We start from the raw sequence: 17,721 nt of genomic DNA on the forward strand, positions 1-17,721 counted from the left end.
GCGAGATGCGACGCCTCAGCGGCGTGCCGTCTGGAAAAATCAATTCACAAGGAACCTAGCCATGTCTCAGAAGATCGCTCTCATTACCGGCGCCAGCCGCGGCCTTGGTCGCAACATGGCGCTGCATCTCGCCAGGCGCGGCGTGGGCGTCATCGGCACCTATCGCCAGGGCGCGGCGGAAGCCGATGCGCTGGTAAGCGAGATCGAGGCGCTGGGCGGCACGGCGGCGATGCTCGCGCTCGACGTCACCAAGGTGGCGAGCTTTCCGGCCTTCGCCGCATCCTTCGCCGAGACGCTCCGGAGCCGCTTCGGCAGCGACCGGTTCGACTATCTGGTCAACAACGCCGGTGCCGTCGTCCACGTGCAGGTCGCTGACGCGAGCGAGGAACAGTTCGATGCGATGATCGACATGCACCTGCGCGGACCGCTGTTCCTGACGCAGGCATTGCTACCGGTTCTCGCCGATGGCGGACGCATCCTCAACGTCTCGTCGGGCTTCACGCGCACGTCGATGGCCAGCTTCGGCCTTTATGCGGCGGCCAAGGCGGGGCTCGAGACGCTGACCCGGTTCATGGCGCTGGAACTCGGCGCGCGGCAGATCCGCGTCAACGCCATCGCGCCCGGTGCCATCGCCACCGATTTCGGCGGTGGTAGGGTCCGCGATAACGAACAGGCTCATGCCTTCGTCGCGAGCAAGATCGCGCTAGGCCGCGTCGGTCAGCCCGACGACATCGGCGGCGCGGTCGCAGCCATCCTGTCCGACGATTTCGGCTGGGCCAACGGCACGACGTTCGACGTGTCGGGCGGCCAGTCGCTCTGATCTCTGTTCCAGCACATCGAGACACCATCATGACCGAGCAAAACCTCACTCTCGTCAGCCACCCGCTGTGCCCATTCGTCCAGCGTGCCGCGATCGTCCTGCTCGAAAAAGGGGTGGCGTTCGACCGGGTCAACGTCGATCTATCGGCCAAGCCCGACTGGTTTCTGGCCCTGTCGCCGACCGGCAAAGTGCCGGTGCTGAAGGTGCGCCAGCCGAACGGTGAGGATGCGATCCTCTTCGAAAGCGTGGTCATCTGCGAATATCTGAACGAGACGCAGGGTGGCGCGGCGATGTATCCCGACGATGCATTGCTGCGTGCCCGGCATCGCGCCTGGATAGAATTCGCCACCCAGACCTTTACGGAGGGCTGGCAGTTCCTCCACGCCAAGGACATGGCGACCGCCGACGCGAAGCGGGCCGCCTTCCGTGATCGGCTGAGCAAGATCGAGGCCGAGCTGGGCGACGGCCCGTATTTCGCCGGGCCGGACTTTGGTCTGGTCGATGCGGTCTACGCACCGCTGTTCCGCTATTTCGGGATCATCGATCCGGAAGTGGCTGACCCGATCTTCGCGGGCCTGCCACGCGTTACGGCGTGGCGCGCGGCGCTCGCTGAGCGACCTAGCGTCAAGAACGCCGTCATCGACACCTATCCCGACCTGTTTCGCGACCACCTGCGCCAGCAAGGCGCGATGATCGCCGCCTGATCCTAACCAACATCCCAGGAGTTATACCATGACCGACGCATCCAAGAGCGCGCTGATCCTAATCGAATATGTCAACGACTGGCTCTCGCCGACCGGTGGCATCTATCCGGCGTTCCAGGACCGGGAGCAGGTCGACACCGCTATCGCCAATTCGAAGATCATCCTCGAAGAGGCCCGCCGTCGCGGCCTGCACGTGATCCACGCAGCGCTGAAGTTCGAGCCGACCTTCAAGGTGCTGGGCGAGGCCAAGTACGGCCTGCGTAAGATGACGCGCGACCATGGCGCGTTCCTGGGCGAGCAGGCCGATTTCTTCCCCGGCTTCGAGCCGGCGGAAGGCGAGCATGTCGTTCGCGAGCGCGCCGGCGGCAGCAGCGTCTTCGTCGGAACCACGCTCGACGGCTACTTGCGCAACAACCGCATCTTCGACATCTACCTCGCCGGCTTCTCGCTGCGACAGTGCGTCGAGTCTTCGATGCGCAACGCGCACGACCTCGGCTACCACACCAACGTCATCTACGACGCGTCAGCCGGCTATACTCGCAAACAGCAGGACGACTTCGTCGCCGAGATCGCCCCATTTTACGCCAACGCCGTCACCACGCAGGAGTTCGTGGCTAAGGCATAATCCGCCGCTGGACCCGGCCCGGTTATAGGGCCGGGTTTCCGTCGGCCGTAGATGCGAGGCGATACGATGATTGGGATCAGGGTCGAACTCACCATCGCGCCGGGTAACACCTACGCATTCGAACACGCCTTAGCGATCCAAGCCGCCGCAGTGCGTGCCAACGAGCCGGGTACCGGCCGTCAAACCTGACGGATCATGAGAAGGTCAAACAATTTTATACGGTTTCGGAAAAGCTACCCGACCCGCAGGCAGCCCTTACGGTTCCTAATACCGGCCCTTGATGGGCGGCTGACGAAGAGCAGAAACGACTATTTGTGCGCCGACAATTGGCTCTATCCCTGAACGAGCTACGGCGCCGCGACTTTCGTCATGGCGCCGTAAGGACTATTTTGTTTAGTAAGAACTTTATTGTCCAAAGACAATCGGCAAACCCGGATCCTTAAAACGTCAGACCTGACGCTCGACCATCTTCATCTTCAGCTCGGCGATAGCTTCAGAGGGGTTGAGGCCCTTCGGGCACGCCTTGGCGCAGTTCATGATGGTGTGGCAGCGATAGAGCCGGAACGGATCCTCGAGATTGTCGAGACGTTCGCCGGTGGCTTCGTCGCGGGAATCCTTGACCCAGCGGGTGGCCTGAAGGAGGGCAGCCGGACCGAGGAAGCGGTCGCTGTTCCACCAATAGCTCGGGCACGAGGTCGAGCAGCAGGCGCACAGGATGCACTCGTAGAGGCCGTCGAGCTTCTCGCGGTCCGAATGGCTCTGCTTCCATTCCTTCTGCGGGGTCGGCGTAGTGGTCTTCAGCCACGGCTCGATCGACGCATACTGCGCGTAGAAGTTGGTGAGATCCGGCACCAGGTCCTTCACGACGGGCTGATGCGGCAGCGGATTGACCTTGATGGCGCCGTCGTCGACTTCGTCCATCGCACGGGTGCAGGCCAAGGTGTTCTGGCCATCGATGTTCATGGCGCAGGAGCCGCAGACGCCTTCGCGGCAAGAGCGGCGGAAGGTCAGCGTCGGATCGATGTTATTCTTGATCCAGATCAGACCATCGAGAACCATCGGACCGCAGTCGTTGGTGTCGATGTGATAGGTGTCGACCGACGGGTTCTTGCCGTCATCCGGATTCCAGCGATAGACGCGGAATTCGCGCGTCTGCGTGGCGCCGGCCGGCTTCGGCCATTCCTTGCCGCCGGTGATCTTGGAATTCTTCGGAAGTGCGAACTCAGCCATTCTCTCAAGCCTTCGCTGTCATCATTAGTACACGCGCGCTTTGGGCACGATGTACTGAACGTCGTTGGTCATCGTGTAGTCGTGCACCGGGCGATAATCGATGGTGGTCTTGCCGCCCCCATCGATCCACGCCAGCGTGTGCTTCATCCAGTTCTTGTCGTCGCGATCCGAGAAGTCCTCGCGCGCATGCGCGCCGCGGCTCTCGGTGCGGTTCGCAGCCGAGTCCATGGTGACGATGGCCTGAGTGATCAGGTTGTCGAATTCGAGGGTCTCGATGAGATCCGAATTCCACACCAGCGACCGGTCAGACACGGCGATATCGCCGATACCGCCATACACCTTGTGGATCAACTCCTTGCCTTCGTTCAGCACTTCACCAGTGCGGAACACGGCGCAGTTGGTCTGCATCACATGCTGCATGTTCTCGCGGATCTTCGCGGTCGAAGTGCCACCCTTCGCATAGCGGTAGTGATCGAGACGACCAAGCGCGCGGTCGGCCGAGTCCTTCGGCAGGTCGGGCTGCTTGGCATTCGGCGTCAGCTTCTCAGCGCAGCGCAGCGCGGCCGCACGGCCGAACACCACGAGATCGATCAGCGAGTTGGAGCCGAGACGGTTGGCGCCGTGCACCGACACGCAGGCAGCTTCGCCCACGGCCATCAGGCCCTGCACCACCGCATTGTCGTCGCCGTCTTTCTTGGTGACGACTTCGCCGTGATAGTTGGTCGGGATGCCGCCCATATTGTAGTGCACCGTCGGGACGATCGGGATCGGCTCCTTGGTTACATCGACGCCGGCGAAAATGCGCGCCGAGTCGGAGATGCCCGGCAGACGTTCGGCCAGCACCTTCGGATCGAGATGGTCGAGATGAAGGAAGATGTGATCCTTCTTCTTGCCGACGCCGCGGCCTTCGCGGATTTCGATGGTCATGGCGCGCGAAACCACGTCGCGCGAGGCGAGATCCTTGGCCGACGGTGCGTAACGCTCCATGAAGCGCTCGCCTTCGGCATTGACGAGATAACCGCCTTCGCCGCGCGCGCCTTCGGTGACGAGACAGCCCGAACCGTAAATGCCGGTCGGATGGAACTGAACGAATTCCATGTCCTGCAGCGGCAAACCAGCCCGCAGCGCCATACCGCCGCCGTCACCGGTGCAGGTATGCGCCGAAGTGCAGGAGGCGTAAGCGCGGCCATAGCCGCCGGTGGCGAGAATGACGGTCTGCGCTTTGAAGCGATGCAGCGTGCCATCGTCGAGCTTGAGCGCAATGACGCCGCGGCAGACGTTCTGATCGTCCATGATCAGATCGATGGCGAAGTATTCGATGAAGAACTCGGCCGAGTGGCGCAGCGCCTGGCCGTACATCGTGTGCAGCATGGCGTGACCGGTCCGGTCGGCGGCCGCGCAGGTGCGCTGGGCCTGGCCCTTGCCGTAATCCATGGTCATGCCGCCGAACGGGCGCTGATAGATCTTGCCGTCTTCGGTGCGCGAGAACGGCACGCCCCAGTGTTCGAGCTCGTAAACGGCGTCGGGCGCGTTGCGCACCATATATTCGATCGAGTCCTGATCGCCGAGCCAGTCCGACCCCTTCACGGTGTCGTACATGTGCCAGCGCCAGTTGTCCTCGTGCATGTTGCCGAGCGAGGCGGAGATGCCGCCCTGGGCGGCAACCGTATGCGAGCGAGTCGGAAATACCTTGGTGATGCAGGCGGTGCGCAGGCCAGCTTCGCCGCAGCCGACGGTCGCGCGCAGGCCGGCGCCGCCGGCGCCAACGACAACGACGTCATAGGTGTGATCTTCGATGGGATAGGCGTGGCCGTTGGTGGCGGGGCCGCCAACGCCGTTCGCGCCAGTGCCGTTGACGGCCATGCGCTACACTCCGGATGAAAGTTTAAGGATGGCGTAGATCGATGCCAGCGCCACGGCGGCAGAGAAGAAATTGTTGCCGATGATCGAGATCAGCTTGATCTTCTCGTCATGGACATAGTCTTCGATCACGACCTGCATGCCGATCTTCATGTGCCAGATGCTGGCAACGATGAAGAGCAACATGACGATGGCGACAATAGGCGAACCAAGGACCTGCGCGACGCCGGCCTGGTTGCTTCTGAAAACCGACATCACGATGAAGATCACAGGGATCATCAGCAGCAGCATGGCCACTGCAGTCAGGCGCTGACGCCAGAAGTCTGATGTGCCCGAATGCGAGGAGCCGAGACCGCGAACGCGACCGAGCGGCGTGCGCACCGACTTCGGAGAGTTGGAACCGCTCATCGTCCGCCTCCGATTGCGTAGGCAATGATCCAGAGCAGGATGGTGATGCCGATGCCGCCGATCAATGCGGCCCAGGTGAGCCATTCACGCTCGGAAGGCTTGAATCCGTAGCCGAGATCCCAGACCAGATGGCGGATGCCGCTCATGGCATGATGGATCAGCGCCCACGTGTAGCCGAATGCGATCAGGCGACCGATGATGCTGCCGGTGAAGGCCTGCACATGGGCATAGGCGGCTGGGCCGGACGCAGCGGCGATCAGCCACCAGACAAGAAGCAAAGTGCCGAAATACAAGGCGACGCCGGTAGCGCGATGCACGATGGACAGCGCCATCGTCAGGGTCCAGCGGTACACTTGCAGATGCGGCGAAAGGGGTCGTTCGATCCGAGCGGTCATTTAACAACTTTGACAGGTTAATGGGCAGACGGTGCCCGATTGGGGATCGCGTAGAGCAATTCTATTTACGAACTCAAAACAACCAGTGCAATCGCGAAATGACATACTCCGAACAATCGTTCAGAGCTTCAAATGAGCCTTGCATTTGCGGGTATTGACAGTTGCCGGGCTTGTTGCTGACAGCCTTGGTGAAGCGCGATTCATGAGAACTTCATGATGCGATAGCAAATGGCAATCGGGGCGGGAATGGCTGGGCTCAATGTAACCGAGATTGTCGAACTGGCGGCGCTTCTTATTGCCGTCGGCGCACTGGCCGGTTTCCTGGCAGGTGTCTTCGGGATAGGCGGGGGCGCCATCCTGGTCCCCGTATTTTACGAGTGTTTCCGCATCGCCGGAGTGCCTCTGGAAGTACGGATGCCGCTCTGTATCGGCACCTCGCTGGCCATTATCATCCCGACCTCGATCCGGTCCTTCCGTGCCCATATGGCCCGCGGCGCCGTAGATATGGAGATCCTGCGGAAGTGGTGGTGGCCGATCCTGATCGGCGTCGTCATCGGCAGCGTCACCGCCCGCTATGCGCCGGAGCGGCTGTTCAAGATCGTTTTCGTTGCCATTGCCTGGTCCGCGGCGGCACGGCTGCTGCTCGCGCGCGACGGCTGGAAGCTCGGCGACGACTTGCCCGACGGCCCACTGATGAAGATTTACGGCTTCTTCGTCGGTCTTCTCTCCACGCTGATGGGCATTGGCGGCGGATTGTTCTCGAACCTGCTGATGACCTTTTATGGCCGGCCTATCCATCAGGCGGTGGCGACATCCTCAGCACTCGCCGTGCTGATCTCGATCCCCGGCGCCATCGGCTACATCTATGCCGGCTGGCCGGCCGCCGCGCGCTTTCCCGATGTCGCAGCGCTGCAGCTGCCGTTCGCCATCGGTTATGTCTCGCTGATCGGCGCGCTGCTGGTGATGCCGACCAGCCTGCTGGTGGCGCCGCTCGGCGTGAAGGCGGCGCATGCGATGTCGAAGCGCGCGCTGGAAATGGCGTTTGGAATTTATCTATTCATCGTCGGCAGCCGGTTTGTCATCGCTCTAATATGACCCCGTAAATCGGGGCGGCCGACGCGCAGCAACAACCGTAATAGTATCCGGATCACAACTTGCTATGGATGCCGTCAGACCACACGACGGAACACCGATGGCGCACTCACATCACGATCATGACGACCACGGTCACACACACGACCATGCCGGCCACGACCACGCGCAAGGCGATCACGCCGGTCATTCCCACGGTCCCGGCGGACATGTGCATGCGCCCGCTAATTTCGGCATGGCTTTTGCCATCGGCATCAGCCTCAATACCGTCTTCGTCGTCATCGAGGCGATTTACGGCTATGCCAGCGGCTCGATGGCGCTCGTGGCCGATGCCGGGCACAATCTCTCGGATGTGCTCGGGCTGATCGCGGCATGGACCGCAGCTGTGCTGTCAAAGCGCGCGCCGACGCCGCGCTTCACCTATGGCTTGCGCGGTTCTTCAATTCTGGCGGCGCTCTTCAACGCGGTGTTCCTGCTGGTTGCCGTCGGTGCCATCGCCTGGGAAGCCGTGCTAAGACTGTTCAATCCCGAACCGGTAGCCGAGGTCACCGTGATGATCGTCGCCACCATCGGCATCGTCATCAACGGCGTGACTGCGTGGCTGTTTGCCTCGGGCCGCAACAGCGACCTCAACATTCGTGGCGCCTATCTGCATATGGTCGCCGACGCTGCCGTCTCGGTTGGCGTGGTCATTGCCGCGATCGCCATCATGTTTACCGGCTGGCTGTGGATCGACGCCCTGACCAGCCTCGTCATCTGTGTGCTGATCGTCTGGGGCACCTGGAGCCTCTTGCGCGACTCTACTGCGATGTCGCTCGCCGCCGTTCCGCGCGGCATCGACCCCGCTGCCGTGCGCGACTACCTCGAACAATGCCCCGGCGTCGCACAGGTGCACGACCTGCATATCTGGCCCATGAGCACAACCGAAGTGGCGCTGACCTGTCACATGGTGATCCCGTCAGGCGCGCCCGGCGACGCCTATCTGATGGAAGTCGCCGCGCGCCTGAAGCGTGACTTCGGCATTGAGCACGCGACGATCCAGATCGAGATGGATCCGAATTCGGCCTGCGCACTCGCGCCGGAGCATGTGATCTAGGGTACGGCCGCACGCCCCGTCCTCATCCTGAGGGGCGCGCTGTTACGCGCGTCTCGAGGGATGGCCACACACAGCATCTCATGGTTCGAGACGGCGCTGCGCGCCTCCTCACCATGAGGGACCGTGGGGGGCTTACTTCGCGTAGATATCCTTGTAGCTATCGCGCAGTACGTTCTTCTGCACCTTGCCCATGGTGTTGCGCGGCAGATCGTCGACGAAGATCACGCGCTTCGGCATCTTGAACTTGGCGATCTGGCCATCCAGCGCCTTGAGCACGGAGGCCTCGTCGATCGCGGTCTTCTTGTCGCTCACGACCACGGCGGTGACGCCCTCGCCGAAGTCTGCATGCGGCACACCGATCACAGCGCTTTCGATCACGCCGGGCATGGCGTCAATCTCGCTCTCGATTTCTTTCGGATAGACGTTGAAACCGCCGGAGATCACCAGATCCTTGCCACGGCCGAGAATGTGCACATAGCCCTTGGCGTCGATCTTGCCGAGGTCGCCGGTGATGAAGAACCCGTCGTCGCGGAACTCCGCCTTGGTCTTCTCCGGCATCCGCCAATAGCCCTGGAACACATTCGGCCCTTTCACCTCGATCATGCCGATGGTGTCGCGCGCGAGTTCTTTGGCCGTCTCCGGATCGGTGACGCGTACGGAGACGCCGGGCAGCGGGAAGCCGACAGCGCCGGGCACGCGCTCGCCGTCATAGGGGTTCGACGTGTTCATATTGGTTTCGGTCATACCGTAACGCTCAAGCACGGCGTGGCCGGTGCGTGCAAACCATTCGCGATGCGTATCGGCCAGCAGCGGTGCGGAGCCCGAGATGAACAGCCGCATGTGGCTGCAGGACTCCTTCGTCAGGTTCGGCGACTGCAGGATACGCGTGTAGAAGGTCGGCACGCCCATCAGCACGGTGGCGCGGGCCATCAGCTTGATGATGAGTTCCGGATCGAGCTTGGGCAGGAAGATCATCGACGCGCGCGCAAACAGCGTCACATTGCTCGCCACGAACAGACCATGCGTGTGATAGATCGGCAGGGCGTGGATCAGCACATCGTCCTTGGTGAAACGCCAATATTCAACAAGGCTCAGCGAGTTCGACGCCAGATTGTCGTGGCTCAGCATCGCGCCCTTGGAGCGGCCGGTGGTGCCCGACGTATAGAGGATCGCGGCGAGATCTTCGTTCTTGCGCTCGACCGTGCTGAAGTCCGGCTTCTCTTTCGCTGCGGCATCGGTCAGCGAACCCTTGCCATCTGCCCCCAGTGTTTCGACCTTGGCGCCGACCTTGGCCGCAATAGCGGAAAAGCCCTCGGCCTTGGAGGGATCGCACACCACCAGCGACGGCTCTGCGTCGGTAATGAAGTAATCGAGTTCGTTGAGCGTATAGGCGGTGTTGAGCGGCAGGTAGACCGCGCCGGCGCGCACGGTCGCCAGATACAGCACCAGACCGGGTACCGACTTCTCGGTCTGCGCCGCGACACGGTCACCCGGCTTGACGCCGCGAGCCACCAGCACGTTGGTCATCTGGCCCGCCAGCGCGATCAGATCGCCATAGCTGATGCGCTTGCCCTCGGGCGTCTCGATGGCGAGACGCGAGGCATCGTCGAGTTTGTCGAACAGGCGAGAAAACAGGTTGGCGTTCATGGCAAGGTCACGCGGTGCAGGAGTGCGGGAGCGACCGGTGCAGCTAGCCTGACGATCGCGTCATTTGTCCCGTTCCTTAGCAAGAATGGCCATATCTAGGCAACGCATCCTGCAGGCGGCTGGACCGCCATATCTGGTGGATCAGCCCGTCGGGTCGCATCATCTCGTCGCGACTTCCGCTCATGATTGTATCAAACGCGATGCATCGAACGCGTTAATGCCTCGCGCGAACGAAATGCACCCGCAAAAGTTTCAGCGGTGACAAAAAATATAGCCTGAAACTGGTCCCGAGACCTCGCGTAACTCGGGCATCGACGGCGCAATCTGGCCTCCAGGGGATTGCCGCGGTTGATGCCATTCATCGCACCAGCAAGATCGCTGGTCACTTACATCACTCGGGAGACGATCCATGTCCAAGCGCATTGCACTTCTGTCGGCCGTCGCATTCAGCACTCTCGCCATCACTGGCGCCGTGCTTGCCCCCGCACAGGCCGAAGACAAGAAGATGATGAAGAGCGAAATGTCGGGCGAAAAGACCGTGATGGTCGGCGGCGCGCCGATGTATCCGTCGAAGAACATCGTCGAGAACGCCGTCAACTCGAAGGATCACACCACGCTGGTCGCCGCCGTGAAGGCCGCCGGCCTGGTCGATACCCTCTCCAGTAAGGGCCCGTTCACGGTGTTCGCACCGACGAACGCCGCCTTCGGCAAACTGCCGGCCGGTACCGTCGATACGCTGGTGAAGCCTGAGAGCAAGGCGACCCTCACCAAGATCCTGACCTACCACGTGGTGCCCGGCAAACTGAACGCCGCCGACCTCAAGGACGGCCAGAAGCTGAAGACCGTGGAAGGCGAAGAGCTGACCGTGAAGGCTTCGGGCGGCAAGGTGATGATCGTCGATGCCAAGGGCGGTTCCTCGACTGTAACCATCGCCGACGTCAACCAGTCGAACGGCGTGATTCACGTCATCGATACTGTCCTGATGCCGAAAGCCTGATCTCCGGCTTCTGCGCAACAAGTTCGCGCATCCTGACTAGTCCCCACTGGATGCGCGCGCGTCCCCGAAGGATACCGAGGGGCGCAAAAGGAGCGAGCCGGGGCAGCCCGGCTCGCTTTTTTGTGATCGATATGAGCCGGCCGGACCGGGGTTGTTACAGGAGCCGCCGTAACGAACGACCGGTTATGCCGTATAGCTGGTAATAACTCGCGTCACCGAGCACCAATCGAACCACTGCTCAGCCCAGGATATGCCTATGTCGAGCATCACAGCCGCCAGCGACCGCGCCGCAACCAAGGTTACGAACACCAAAGTCATCCAGCCCGCCTGGGTGCGCGTCGTGCACTGGATCAACGCTGTCGCGATCGTGCTGATGATCATGTCGGGCTGGCAGATCTACAACGCCTCGCCGCTGTTCAATTTCACATTCTCATCATCCATTACGCTGGGTGGTTGGCTCGGCGGCGGCATCATGTGGCACCTCGCCGCCATGTGGCTGCTGGTGATCAACGGCCTCGTCTATCTCACTCTTGGCATGGTCACCGGACGCTTCCGCAAGAAGCTGCTGCCGATCTCGGCGAAAGGTGTGCTCGACGACACCAAGGCTGCGCTGACTGGCAAGCTCTCGCACGCTGATCTCTCGACCTACAATCAGGTGCAGAGGCTGCTCTATACCGGGATTATCGTGGTCGGCATTCTGATCGTCCTGTCGGGCCTCGCGATCTGGAAGCCCGTCCAGCTGCAATATCTTACGGCGCTGTTCGGCGGCTACGACACCGCCCGCTATGTGCATTTCTTCATGATGGCCGCTATTGTCGGCTTCCTCGTGATCCACGTGGCTTTGGCCTTGATCGTGCCCAAGAGCCTGCGCGCGATGATCATCGGACGCTGAGGACACGACTATGATCAGAAAAATTCGCTCCCTCATCATTCCCGGCGTCGACAAGGACCTCCTCGTCAAGGATGCCACCAAACTGATGCCCGATCTGTCGCGCCGCCGTTTCATCGCGTCGGGTGCAAGCTTCGGCGCATTGACTTTGCTCACCGGCTGCGACGTGAGTGACAGTCTCTCGGCTGAAAACCTGCTGACGCATATGTCCAAGTTCAACGACATGGTTCAGGCCCGAATCTTCAATCCGAACACGCTGGCGCCGACTTATTCCGAGAAAGACATCAAGCGTCCGTTCCCGTTCAACGCCTTCTACGCCGAGGACGACGCACCGAATGTGGACGGCAAGGAGTGGAAGCTCGAAGTCTCCGGTCTGGTGCAGGACAAGAAGTCCTGGACGCTGGACGAACTGCATAAACTGCCCGAGGTGTCACAGATCACCCGCCATATCTGCGTGGAGGGCTGGAGCGCCATCGGCTCCTGGCAGGGTACGCCGCTGCGTGACTTCCTGAAACTGGTCGGCGCGGACACCAATGCAAAGTGGGTCCATTTCCGCTGCGCCGAGGACTATACGAGCTCACTCGATATGCCCACGGCCATGCATGCGCAGACGCAGATGACCTTCAAATTCGACAACCAGCTTCTGCCGCGGGCCTATGGTTTCCCGATGAAGATCCGTGTACCGACCAAACTCGGATTCAAAAATCCGAAATACGTCGTCGCGATGGAAGTCACCAACGACTACAAAGGCGGCTATTGGGAAGACCAGGGCTATAACGATTTCAGCGGGAGCTGATACGCATCCTCATGGTGAGGAGGCGCGTTTGCGCCGTCTCGAACCATGAGGTGCCCGAAACTCATCCTTCGAGACGCGCGAAGATGCGCTCCTCAGGATGAGGCCGGAGTTTGGATTGGACCTTCAGCTGATCGGCTTTTGGAACATCGACATCCCGGCGCCAATCGCGAGCGTTGCCGCCGAGACCACCAGCGCCGAGGTGAGGCTACCCGTTGCATCCGTGATAGCACCCACCGCGATCGGGCCCAGGGTCTGGCCGATGCCGAATACGATCGTCACCGCTGCAATGGCCTTCGACCATGCCGCGCGAGGATAGTTGAAGCGCACGAAGGCCGTGGTCGCCGCAACCACCGCGAAGAATGCAACGCCGAACACCGCGGCGGAGATGCCGAGCACCACAGGCGAATGCCCGAGCAGGGGCATCGCTGCACCTACCGCATTGGTGCCAAGAATGATTGCCATGGCGCGGCCGCTCTGGCCACGCGCCAGCACATTACGCCACAGCCAGGGCGACGCGAACGAGCTGACGCCGATCAGGCACCAGAACGCGCTTTGTGCCAAAGCGCTGCCACCGCCATCGCGCACATAGGCAATCATGAAGGTCATGTAGGCAATATAGCCGGCGCCAAACATGAAATAGGCAATGAGGTAAATCCACATCGGGCGGATCGCGAGCGGCGCCTTGTCGTCCGTTGACGTGTCATCAGCCGCATCGACGCGCGGGCGCAACAGCGGCAGGCCGATCACGACCGATACGAGACCGAGGACCAACCACACGATCCACCAGGAGCCCGGACCAAAGCCCTGCAGCACGAACGGCGCGATCAGACCGGACAGGAGGATACCCATACCTGGCCCGGCATAAAACAGACTGAGCAGATAGGACGACCGTTCGGGATAAGCGAGGCCGATGGTGGCGGCGAGCGCGCCGCCGGCCACGAACGAAACCGCCGCGCCAAAACCGGTGACCAGCCGCGCGATGCTGAGCAGCGTAAAATCCACGGTGACGCCGCAAACGATGAGCGACAGGATGCAAGCAAGCGTACCGCCCTGAATCACCGCGATCAGACCGAAGCGCCTGCCGAGCCCGGCCGCAACCAGTGCGCCGGCGAGATAGCCCGCGGCGTTGACGGTATTCATGAAGCCGGCCGCCGAATAAGACCATTGCAGGCTGTCGCGCATATCGGGCAACACCAGCGAATAGGCAAAGCGGCCGATGCCGAGCCCGATGGCCGGCGCGAGCGACAGGACGAGTATCAGCCACGCCGGGTTAGGGCGCGCCGGGGAAGGCACAGATGATGACGTCACGGGGATCTCCGCTGCGTCAGCAATGTCGCAGGTTTCACGGCACCCGCAATCATCCCTTCGGCAACACTGTCTTGCCATTCCCGCAATGACGTCTTAGCACTCGCGGCAATCAGTAACGGATTGCAAGGGCACTTGAATATGGCAACGCACAAATTGCTGCTTCTCCCCGGCGACGGCATCGGCCCTGAAGTGATGGCCGAGGTGAAGCGCCTGATCGACTGGATCGATGCCCAGGGCATCGCCAAATTCACGATCGAGAACGGCCTGGTTGGCGGCGCCGCCTATGATGCCGACAAGCTCCCTATCACCGATGCCACAATGGCCAAGGCGGATGCAGCCGACGCCATCATCTTCGGCGCCGTCGGCGGTCCGAAGTGGGACAACGTGCCTTATGAGCATCGACCCGAGGCCGGCCTGCTGCGCCTGCGCAAGGATCTCGGCCTGTTCGCCAATCTGCGCCCGGCCGTGTGCTATCCCGCGCTGGCTGAATCATCGAGCCTGAAGCGCGAGGTGGTCGAGGGCCTCGACATCATGATCGTGCGCGAGCTCACTGGTGGCGTCTATTTCGGCGAACCGAAGACCATCACCGATCTCGGCAACGGCCAGAAGCGTGCCGTCGATACGCAGGTTTACGACACCTATGAAATCGAGCGCATCGCCCGCGTCGCTTTTGATCTCGCCCGCAAGCGCCAGAACAAAGTGACGTCGATGGAGAAGCGTAACGTCATGAAGTCGGGCGTGCTCTGGAACGAGGTCGTCACGCAGGTTCACGGCCGCGAATACAAGGACGTCACGCTCGAGCATCAGCTCGCCGATTCCGGCGGCATGAATCTCGTGAAGTGGCCAAAGCAGTTCGACGTCATCGTCACCGACAACCTGTTCGGTGACATGCTCTCGGATATCGCGGCGATGCTGACCGGTTCGCTCGGCATGCTGCCCTCGGCCTCGCTCGGCGAAGTCGATGCCAAGACCAAAAAGCGCAAGGCAATGTATGAGCCGGTGCATGGTTCGGCGCCGGACATTGCCGGCAAGGGCATGGCCAATCCGCTGGCGATGATCGCCTCGTTCGGCATGGCGCTGCGTTATTCGCTGGAGATGGGCGAGTTGGCCGACAAGGTCGACCAGGCCATCGCCGCGGTTCTGGCAAAGGGTCTGCGCACGGCGGACATCAAGTCGGAAGGCGCAACAGTGGTGAGCACATCCGGGATGGGCGAAGCACTGCTGAAGGAATTGCAGACGCTGCACGCTTAAGCGCGCTCGAACCTCTCCCACAAACAAAAAATGCCCGGCTGAGCCGGGCATTTTCGTATTTGGATGTCGCCGCGCTCAGTAGAGCGGGAAGCGCTCGGGATAACCGCCGAGATCCCACTGCGAGTTGAGCGGCTGGCGGTCCAGCGGACGGTTGTTGTTGTCGCGGGCGAAGGAGTAACCGGGCGGATAGGCATAATCAGTGAACTTGCGGTCACCCGGGAGCACTTCGACGCCAGCATCGAGCCAAGAGCGACGCGTCACGTAAACGCGGGTGCGGCCCTGCTGATAGGACACGTTCGGGCCGCGCGCGCCATAAACAGCGTCACGGTCAGAAACACGAACCTTCTTCTTGGTGGCGGCATCAGCCGGCGAGACGGCAACGGCGGTCGCGATGACGGCAACCGTCGCGAACAACATGGCGAGAGTTTTCGCGGCGGGGAATTTCAAGGTCATCAGGTCCTCATTGCAGTCAGAAGATCGGCATTCAAAAGCCGAGTCGGCAAATCCGATTTGCGGTCAATTTAGCTGGCCGAGGTATCCGGCCACAAGGTCTATCCGGCCACAGTCGCCGATATAATGCGCGGCGTGGCCGAATGTTGCATGTAATCCAAGGCCTTGGTCCTGCCCATCACGAAGAGGTCACAGACTGCCCCGCAGCAGCGGATTCTGGGCGCCGGTGACCCAATCGGCTGAAATGGCCGACAGTGCCGCACCGCTGATGCAGCCGGCCCGCTTCAAATCTGCCTGGGCAAAGGCCTCCTGCAGCCGGGGTTCATTGCCGGCGGTGAGCAGCACCAGCCGGTTTAGCGTGCAGGCAATGGCCGCCCGCCGCGCCGGCAGGCCGTCGCCCTGGCACGACCAGCCGGAAATCCTGAGATTGGCCACCTCCAGCGTCTTCATGAAGCCGAGGCAGCGCTTGCTGTCCTTCAGCCGGTCGGAAAAGCCCATCAGGGCGACCGGCCCGAATTTGCTGTCGATAATGCCCTCGCCCACCACGTCGCGGACGCCGCCGGGGTCCATGCGGCCCGCGATGTCCGCTGCCGGCGGGCTTGCCCGCTCAGCCTCGGCGCCAGGGCGATACAATTCCAGCTCGGCCACCGGGGGCTCCCCGAGCGACGCCCAGCGCAGGACATCCTTGCGGCCGCCTTCGGGGTGTCTAAAAATCTCGTAAGAGGCTGTTTTACCTAATGAATCAAACTGGCTGACGGCAAAAGCGGGATAGGAGCGGCTGGCGACACTCCAGCCAGCCTTGGCGGCTGGTTCGCTGCTGAGGTCGAATTCCAGTCCGTCGAAAACCGTAACCGCGGCCATGACAACCAGTGCCAGCGCCCCCATATAGGCGAGCAGACGCAGGGCGATGGCACCGCACTCGTCGGCAAAGCTCTGCAGGGCCGGATGGACACCTGCCGACTTTGGGTGGTGCGAAACCAAAATTGAACGCATCAAACCACGCAAACACGCTTAGGACGTTGTCTTTGCGACGTTTCTCGCATAGAAGCGCGGCTCTTCCCTTTCCACGGTATGTGGGGGTGAAGCATTTTTCTTCGGAGAGTGAACGATGGGTTACAAAGTCGCGCTGGTCGGAGCGACCGGCAATGTCGGGCGTGAAATGCTCAGCATTCTGGATGAACGTAAATTCCCCGCTGACGAGGTCGTGGCGCTCGCGTCGCGCCGCAGCATGGGCGTTGAGGTTTCCTTCGGCGACAGAACCCTGAAATGCAAAGACCTTGCGACCTATGACTTCAGCGATGTCGACATCTGCCTGATGTCGGCCGGCGGAGCCGTGTCCAAGGAATGGTCGCCGAAGATCGGCGCAGCCGGCGCGGTCGTGATCGACAACTCGTCGACCTGGCGCATGGACCCGGACGTGCCTTTGATCGTGCCGGAAGTAAACGCTGCTGCCGTTGATGGCTTCACCAAGAAGAACATCATCGCAAACCCGAACTGCTCGACTGCGCAGCTCGTGGTGGCGCTGAAGCCGCTGCATGACAAGGCGACGATCAAGCGCGTCGTCGTCTCGACCTATCAGTCGGTGTCGGGTGCAGGCAAGGATGCGATGGACGAGTTGTTCTCGCAGACCAAGGCCGTCTACACCAACTCTGAGCTGGTCAATAACAAATTCCCGAAGCGTATCGCCTTCAACGTCATCCCGCAGATCGACGTGTTCATGGAGGACGGCTACACCAAGGAAGAGTGGAAGATGATGATGGAGACCAAGAAGATTCTTGATCCCAAAATCAAAATGTCCGCGACCTGCGTGCGCGTGCCGGTGTTCGTCGGCCACTCGGAAGCGGTCAACATCGAATTCGAGAATCCGATCTCGGAAGATGAAGCACGCGATATCCTGCGCAATGCGCCGGGCTGCCTTGTGATCGACAAACGCGAGCCCGGTGGCTACGTGACGCCCTATGAAGCCGCAGGCGAAGACGCCACCTATATCAGCCGTATCCGCACGGACGCGACGGTCGATAACGGTCTGGTTCTTTGGTGCGTGTCGGATAACCTGCGCAAGGGCGCGGCGCTCAACGCCGTGCAGATCGCGGAATGCCTGATCAACCGCAAGCTGATCACGGCGAAGAAGAAGGCCGCGTAACTTCACGCAG

18 protein-coding genes are annotated in these 17,721 nt (G+C 61.5%); 10 read left to right on the forward strand and 8 right to left on the reverse strand.

Translation table 11 applies throughout. The features are described 5' to 3' along the window. The first annotated feature begins 61 nt into the window (after positions 1 to 61). From AB7951_RS27015 to AB7951_RS27025, 3 genes are read left to right on the forward strand one after another with little or no spacing between them, the layout of a single operon-like run. Complete coding sequence (locus tag AB7951_RS27015; RefSeq protein WP_120287781.1) at positions 62 to 820, forward strand: SDR family oxidoreductase; 759 nt, start codon at positions 62 to 64, stop codon at positions 818 to 820. 29 nt (positions 821 to 849) lie between these two features. Continuing rightward, entirely contained in the window at positions 850 to 1,524 is a 675-nt protein-coding gene (locus AB7951_RS27020; protein ID WP_120287780.1) for a glutathione S-transferase family protein, read from the forward strand. A 28-nt stretch (positions 1,525 to 1,552) separates the two neighbouring features. Next, positions 1,553 to 2,149: a cysteine hydrolase family protein gene (locus AB7951_RS27025; protein WP_120287779.1), complete on the forward strand. Its 597-nt coding sequence runs from the start codon at positions 1,553 to 1,555 to the stop codon at positions 2,147 to 2,149. A 447-nt stretch (positions 2,150 to 2,596) separates the two neighbouring features. Here AB7951_RS27025 and AB7951_RS27030 read toward each other — a convergent pair whose 3' ends face one another. The 4 genes from AB7951_RS27030 to sdhC are packed head-to-tail and all read right to left on the reverse strand — an operon-like array spanning position 2,597 to position 6,042. Further along, the gene (locus AB7951_RS27030; RefSeq protein WP_068737894.1) at positions 2,597 to 3,379 is read right to left on the reverse strand and encodes a succinate dehydrogenase iron-sulfur subunit; all 783 of its coding nucleotides are present in this window, start codon (positions 3,377 to 3,379) and stop codon (positions 2,597 to 2,599) included. A 24-nt stretch (positions 3,380 to 3,403) separates the two neighbouring features. Beyond that, the gene (gene sdhA / locus AB7951_RS27035; protein ID WP_089266499.1) at positions 3,404 to 5,242 is read right to left on the reverse strand and encodes a succinate dehydrogenase flavoprotein subunit; all 1,839 of its coding nucleotides are present in this window, start codon (positions 5,240 to 5,242) and stop codon (positions 3,404 to 3,406) included. 3 nt (positions 5,243 to 5,245) lie between these two features. Continuing rightward, positions 5,246 to 5,647 carry a succinate dehydrogenase, hydrophobic membrane anchor protein gene (gene sdhD / locus AB7951_RS27040; protein ID WP_068737898.1) on the reverse strand — a complete coding sequence of 134 codons (402 nt, stop codon included), beginning with the start codon at positions 5,645 to 5,647 and terminating at the stop codon, positions 5,246 to 5,248. Further along, positions 5,644 to 6,042, reverse strand: coding sequence for a succinate dehydrogenase, cytochrome b556 subunit (sdhC, locus tag AB7951_RS27045; protein ID WP_068737900.1), 399 nt, complete (start codon positions 6,040 to 6,042; stop codon positions 5,644 to 5,646). Before sdhC ends, sdhD begins: the two co-directional genes overlap by 4 nt. Before the next feature lie 246 nt (positions 6,043 to 6,288). Here sdhC and AB7951_RS27050 point away from each other — a divergent pair, with 246 nt between their 5' ends. After that, on the forward strand, positions 6,289 to 7,137 hold the full coding sequence (locus AB7951_RS27050; RefSeq protein WP_120287778.1) for a sulfite exporter TauE/SafE family protein: 849 nt from the start codon (positions 6,289 to 6,291) through the stop codon (positions 7,135 to 7,137). Positions 7,138 to 7,369: 232 nt separating this feature from the next. Beyond that, a complete protein-coding gene (locus AB7951_RS27055) occupies positions 7,370 to 8,230 on the forward strand; it encodes a cation diffusion facilitator family transporter (RefSeq protein ID WP_439062052.1) in 861 nt (286 codons plus the stop codon). Positions 8,231 to 8,362: 132 nt separating this feature from the next. On the opposite strand, the gene AB7951_RS27060 is transcribed toward AB7951_RS27055, so the two are convergent. Next, a complete protein-coding gene (locus AB7951_RS27060) occupies positions 8,363 to 9,877 on the reverse strand; it encodes a malonate--CoA ligase (RefSeq protein WP_120287776.1) in 1,515 nt (504 codons plus the stop codon). Positions 9,878 to 10,286: 409 nt separating this feature from the next. Here AB7951_RS27060 and AB7951_RS27065 point away from each other — a divergent pair, with 409 nt between their 5' ends. The 3 genes from AB7951_RS27065 (at position 10,287) to AB7951_RS27075 (ending at position 12,559) form a co-directional block, all read left to right on the forward strand. Next, positions 10,287 to 10,874: a fasciclin domain-containing protein gene (locus AB7951_RS27065; protein ID WP_068737906.1), complete on the forward strand. Its 588-nt coding sequence runs from the start codon at positions 10,287 to 10,289 to the stop codon at positions 10,872 to 10,874. A 256-nt stretch (positions 10,875 to 11,130) separates the two neighbouring features. After that, positions 11,131 to 11,766, forward strand: coding sequence for a cytochrome b/b6 domain-containing protein (locus AB7951_RS27070; protein ID WP_120287775.1), 636 nt, complete (start codon positions 11,131 to 11,133; stop codon positions 11,764 to 11,766). Between the two features lie 10 nt (positions 11,767 to 11,776). Then, complete coding sequence (locus AB7951_RS27075; protein WP_092140651.1) at positions 11,777 to 12,559, forward strand: molybdopterin-dependent oxidoreductase; 783 nt, start codon at positions 11,777 to 11,779, stop codon at positions 12,557 to 12,559. A 123-nt stretch (positions 12,560 to 12,682) separates the two neighbouring features. On the opposite strand, the gene AB7951_RS27080 is transcribed toward AB7951_RS27075, so the two are convergent. Continuing rightward, on the reverse strand, positions 12,683 to 13,867 hold the full coding sequence (locus tag AB7951_RS27080) for a YbfB/YjiJ family MFS transporter (RefSeq protein ID WP_441256094.1): 1,185 nt from the start codon (positions 13,865 to 13,867) through the stop codon (positions 12,683 to 12,685). Positions 13,868 to 14,005: 138 nt separating this feature from the next. Here AB7951_RS27080 and leuB point away from each other — a divergent pair, with 138 nt between their 5' ends. After that, on the forward strand, positions 14,006 to 15,118 hold the full coding sequence (gene leuB, locus AB7951_RS27085; protein WP_093757923.1) for a 3-isopropylmalate dehydrogenase: 1,113 nt from the start codon (positions 14,006 to 14,008) through the stop codon (positions 15,116 to 15,118). Positions 15,119 to 15,193: 75 nt separating this feature from the next. Here the strand turns inward: leuB and AB7951_RS27090 are convergent, their stop codons facing one another. Beyond that, complete coding sequence (locus tag AB7951_RS27090; RefSeq protein ID WP_089266485.1) at positions 15,194 to 15,571, reverse strand: hypothetical protein; 378 nt, start codon at positions 15,569 to 15,571, stop codon at positions 15,194 to 15,196. A 186-nt stretch (positions 15,572 to 15,757) separates the two neighbouring features. Further along, the gene (locus tag AB7951_RS27095; protein WP_120287773.1) at positions 15,758 to 16,561 is read right to left on the reverse strand and encodes a hypothetical protein; all 804 of its coding nucleotides are present in this window, start codon (positions 16,559 to 16,561) and stop codon (positions 15,758 to 15,760) included. Positions 16,562 to 16,676: 115 nt separating this feature from the next. On the opposite strand from AB7951_RS27095, the gene AB7951_RS27100 reads away from it, so the two are divergent. Beyond that, complete coding sequence (locus AB7951_RS27100; RefSeq protein ID WP_120287772.1) at positions 16,677 to 17,711, forward strand: aspartate-semialdehyde dehydrogenase; 1,035 nt, start codon at positions 16,677 to 16,679, stop codon at positions 17,709 to 17,711. Positions 17,712 to 17,721 lie beyond the last annotated feature (10 nt).

Origin of the sequence: Tardiphaga sp. 285_C5_N1_2 (assembly GCF_052076065.1) — a bacterium.
Lineage (GTDB): Bacteria > Pseudomonadota > Alphaproteobacteria > Rhizobiales > Xanthobacteraceae > Tardiphaga > Tardiphaga robiniae.